The organism is Monashia sp. HAY1-5C (assembly GCF_056755255.1).
On record NZ_JBPGXG010000536.1, the window covers coordinates 1 to 253 of the forward strand.

At 68.0% G+C, this 253-nt stretch carries 1 protein-coding gene; it reads right to left on the reverse strand.

The window, feature by feature from the left end; genetic code table 11:
- Positions 1-24 precede the first annotated feature (24 nt).
- Positions 25-162, reverse strand: a complete 138-nt coding sequence (locus tag ACR9ZK_RS22690; protein WP_481344183.1) for a hypothetical protein — start codon at positions 160-162, stop codon at positions 25-27.
- Positions 163-253 lie beyond the last annotated feature (91 nt).

The window sequence follows — 253 nt, forward strand, 5'->3', positions numbered from 1 at the left end:
ACACTCTCTCCGTCGTCGGCAGCGTCAGATGTGTATAAGAGACAGCACGCCGTCCGTGCGGCTGGGTGCGGGTGCCCAGTCGGTGGCCTTGAGCCCCGTCGCGATCCACAGAGTGTCGGGCTCCTTGCCGCTGGTGCGCCGATACACCTGTCTCTTATACACATCTCCGAGCCCACGAGACGGAGCTACATTTAGGGGGTGGGGTTTTGGTTGGGGGGGGGGGGGGGGGGGGGGGGGGGGGGGGGGGGGGGGG